This window comes from Streptomyces sp. RP5T (assembly GCF_003933965.1).
GTDB lineage: Bacteria > Actinomycetota > Actinomycetes > Streptomycetales > Streptomycetaceae > Streptomyces.
Genome location: NZ_RSAJ01000714.1, coordinates 1 through 3,839 on the forward strand (window position 1 = coordinate 1; position 3,839 = coordinate 3,839).

General features: G+C 71.5%; 3 protein-coding genes and 1 pseudogene. 1 reads left to right on the top strand and 3 read right to left on the bottom strand.

What is annotated here, in order from left to right:
- Both EHS43_RS39685 and EHS43_RS39690 read right to left on the bottom strand, forming a co-directional pair.
- A pseudogene (locus EHS43_RS39685) lies at positions 1 to 182 on the bottom strand (hypothetical protein); the annotation flags it as partial.
- A 399-nt stretch (positions 183 to 581) separates the two neighbouring features.
- Positions 582 to 1,484, bottom strand: a complete 903-nt coding sequence (locus EHS43_RS39690) for a LysR family transcriptional regulator (RefSeq protein ID WP_125195413.1) — start codon at positions 1,482 to 1,484, stop codon at positions 582 to 584.
- A 158-nt stretch (positions 1,485 to 1,642) separates the two neighbouring features.
- Between EHS43_RS39690 and EHS43_RS39695 the strand changes: the two genes are divergently transcribed.
- On the top strand, positions 1,643 to 2,188 hold the full coding sequence (locus EHS43_RS39695; RefSeq protein ID WP_125195414.1) for a DUF6817 domain-containing protein: 546 nt from the start codon (positions 1,643 to 1,645) through the stop codon (positions 2,186 to 2,188).
- Positions 2,189 to 2,204: 16 nt separating this feature from the next.
- Here the strand turns inward: EHS43_RS39695 and EHS43_RS39700 are convergent, their stop codons facing one another.
- Complete coding sequence (locus EHS43_RS39700) at positions 2,205 to 3,836, bottom strand: IS200/IS605 family element transposase accessory protein TnpB (protein WP_125195415.1); 1,632 nt, start codon at positions 3,834 to 3,836, stop codon at positions 2,205 to 2,207.
- Between the last annotated feature and the right edge of the window lie 3 nt (positions 3,837 to 3,839).

Here is a 3,839-nt window from a genome sequence, read left to right on the forward strand (position 1 = left end):
CCCCGCCCCGGACCGCGGTTCAGGGCGAGCACCGAGAGCACCGCACCGGCCAGCCCGACCACCGCGCCGACGACGCTCGCCGCCTGTCCGGCGGTGTCCAGATCGCCCACCGCCGCGAGCGTCACCAGCCCGGCCGAACCGGCGCCCGCGAGCACGACCGCGGACCACACCGCACCCCTCATCGAACACCTCCCCGCGCCTCCCTCGTGGAGGAGCGGACCCAGGGTGTCATCGTGTGACCCCAACTGCTGTCAGAACAACGCGAAATGGCTCGGATCGGTCAGCGAGCGGCGCTTCCTGTCACTTCCGGGCGTCGACCAGGAAGGCCGACCACGCCTGCCGATCGTGCCGGTCTTGTAGTACTTGGACAGCGAGCTCGCGATCTTCACGTGCGTGTACGCGTCGGCCTTGACGGTCCGCGGGGCGTAGCCGGCACCAAGACTGCGGCCGCGCTCAGCGGCCCGTACCGGCCCCCTACCGGTGAATGAAGCGTAGGGCAGACCTGTGACACTCCGTACGCCACACGCCGTTCGGCCGTCGGCGTGTGCGCGGCCGTGACCCACGGTCCGAAGGCGGCGGCCTCAGGCGTGCGCAGCCGTAACGCGGCAGGAATCCACCACCGTATCCGCGAACTCCCGTGCTGGCGGCGACAGCGCGTCCCAGCGCCGCACCGCCCAGCCGACCGAGAGGGGCCGCAGGTCGGGGACGGGAACCAGCTGTAGGTCACCCTGGTCGGGTACGTCGAGGCCCGGCAGGGATGGCACCAACGCCCGGCCCAGACCCAGTTCGGCCAGCAGCAGCGCGGTGTCCCAGTCCGCCACGCTGGTGTCGAAGGCGAACCGCACCCCCGACTCCGCGCAGGCCGCGTCCAGATGGGCGGCGGAGGTGGAATTCGGGGGGAGCCGGATCAGTCGCAGGCCCTGCAACTCGGTCGCCGCCACGGACGAGCGTGCGGCCAGCGGGTCAGCGGCCCGTACCGCCAACACCCACGGCAGCTCCATCACCGGCCGCTGCTCGATGCCCCGCACCGGCGCGCCCACCGTGATCCACGCCAGGTCGAGACTGCTGTCGGCCAGCGCGTCGAAGCAGGCCCGGCTGGAGCTCTCGGTCCTGAACTCCAGGCTGACGCGCGGGTGTTGCCGCCGGAAGGCCACGACTGCGTCCGCCATGAAGTGCCGTACGGTCGTCGCGCCGGTCGCCACCCGGACCGACCCGCTCTCACCGTCGACCATCTCGCGCAGGCGGCGCAGGGCGAGATCCAGGCCCGCGATTCCCTCCGCGGCGGCGGCCTCCAGCACTCGCCCCGCCTGCGTCGGCGCGACTCCCCGGGGCTGCCGCTCCAACAGACCGACCCCCGTCTCCCGCTCCAGCCGCTTCACATGCTGGCTCACCGCTGACTGGGTGCACTCCAGCTCCCGGGCCACTGCACTGAGGCTTCCCGCCCGGCACACGGCTACGAAGACACGCAGGTCGTCGAGGGTCATGACCCCCAAGCTAACACTTGGATCCAGCGACAAATACTTAGGATTGACTGGGGCGAGTGCCCGTACGACGATCTCCTCAGGGCCCGGGCGGCAACCCGCTCCCACACCCAGGGAGGAGCGGGTGCCGACCCAACCCATCCCTTCTGCCGAGGAGTCTGGTGCCCGTGCAGGCGACCAGTACAGACGACGCCAGAGCCCTGTTACGGCGGCTGGGCGCCGACCGTACTCCCCACCCCGGCGGCACCCTGCTCGCCCACCTCGAGCGCGTCCGCATCCAACTCGCCCTCTGGGAAGCCCGTCCCGCCCTCCGGCTCGCCGGCCTCTGCCACGCCTTCTACGGCACCGACGGCTTCCCCGCCGGCCTGCTCCCGCTCGACCGGCGTACTGAACTCGCCTCCGTGATCGGCCCGGACGCCGAGGCGATCGTGCGCTTCTACGCGAGCTGCGACCGCCGGGCGACCTACCCCCACCTGCTGGAGCCGCTCTTCCGGGACCGGTTCACCGGACGGACGTACGCCCCCGATCCCCTTCTCTGCCGGGACTTCGCGGAGCTCACGGCCGCCAACGAACTCGACCTCGCCCGCCGGGACCCGGTGTTCCGGGAGTGCTGGGGCCCCGAACTCCTCGCCCTGCTCACCCGGTTCAGGCCGCTCCTGAGCCAACCCGCCTGGCGGGACTCCCTCGCCGTTCTCCACACCTCTTGACTTCTCAAGACCGTTCCTAATCAGTGAGCAGGAGTGAGTCTTGGACCCATGCCTGGTCGCTGCGGACATCCCGAGCGGTGCTGGATGTCCTGGTCGCCCGCTTTCGCTCCGTCTCCGGCGACACGGATCGTGTCCGTGGTCCGGGGATACGGGGGCGGGTTTCCTCGCGCCTGCGGGTGTCCGGTCGGGCCTGGGCGGTCCGATGCCCCGCACCATCACTCTGGTGGGACGGGGGCGGTGTCGTCCGTCGCCGGATCGGATGTCCGAGGGCGCGTCGCCCGATCGCGATGCTCGCCGCATCGTGCCGGGAAATCTTGCGAGCGGGGGTGCTCAGTGATTTCTGCCAGTGCTGGGCACCCCAGCGGGAGGTGTAGGCCGGGTCGACCGCCACGACGGCGATGTCCTGTTCGGCGGCCATCGAGACGAGGCGGGCTTTGAGCTTCGCGGTGGGGAAGCGGGAGATGAGGCGGCGGAACCGCTTGTTGCGGCCGTGCTTCTCGCGGCTGGTGCCGTCGCTGAAGTGGAGGTCCTCGATGGCGATCGCGGCGGCCCCGCAGCGGCGGGCGTGGTGCAGCAGCCTGCTCAGCGCGTGCCGGATCTGCGCGTCCCGGTGCGCCGCAGTGCCGGTGAGGTCGTAAAAGAAGCGCTGCGGCGCGCCGACCGGGTTGCCGTGTACATCGAGGTGCCAGGCGGCGAGGTGGTCGTCGTTCATGTCCACTCCCACCACCCCCCGCGCCAGCGCCGCCTCCAACGGCAGGACGGGGGCGGAGGCGCGCTGCCAGGAGGCGGTGATGTACCAGCGGCCGCGTGCCGGGTCGTAGTGGATGCGGTAGGCCACCGCCCGGTTCACGGTTATCCGGTCCAGCCACTCCTGCCCGCGGTGCCGGAACTCCACCGGCGCGTCAAGGACATAGCGGCCGTACGGGGCGTTGGCCAGGTGAGCCAGTGGAGCGGGGAGCTTGAGGGAGAGCTGTCCGGTGTCGGTGGCGCGGATCGTTTCGTTGCCGAAGCGTTTGCCGGACTCCCCGTCGGCGGCCAGGAACATGCGCTTCGCCTGCCAACGCTGCCGCCACGCCTGCTCGTCCAGTCCGGCCGCCGCAAGGTGGTGGCGGGTGTTCGCGAGGCGCTTGCCGCCGCGCACCACCCGCACCCGGCCCGCGGCCCAGTCCGCCTCCACCACCGCCAGCCGGTCGTTCAAGGCGTGCAGGCGGCGAGACTTGGCATGCCACTCCGCCCGGCTCCCATAACCGCGCACCAGCCCTTCCCGCCTGTCCCCCTTGGCGCCCAGCGGCCGGGCCAGCCGCGCCTCGATGGACGTGATCTGCCCTCGCAGCCAGGCCATGTGGGCGGCCTGCCCACGCCTGGCCAGCGCCCACTGATCATGGCTGGCCTTGGTGATACTGCCTGCCCAGCGCGCCGACGACCTCCCCGTCAGCGATCTTTTGCGCACCGCCCACGAGGCCGCATCATGACCCAGCCCCTGCCGGGACCGCTCCGCGAGATCACCAGCTGCCAGCGACCCCAAGAACACCCCGACCTCGGTGAGCACCGCCGCGTCCGCATCCGACACCCGCAAACGGTCCCGGACGGCCACTCCGGCCGGACTGGGCACCACGAATGACGCCGCCACCTCCCGCAGCCCGTCCACCTC

Excerpts from the sequence above, each read along its gene's own strand:
- EHS43_RS39690 (WP_125195413.1), bottom strand. The coding sequence starts at position 1,484 with ATGACCCTCGACGACCTGCGTGTCTTCGTAGCCGTGTGCCGGGCGGGA.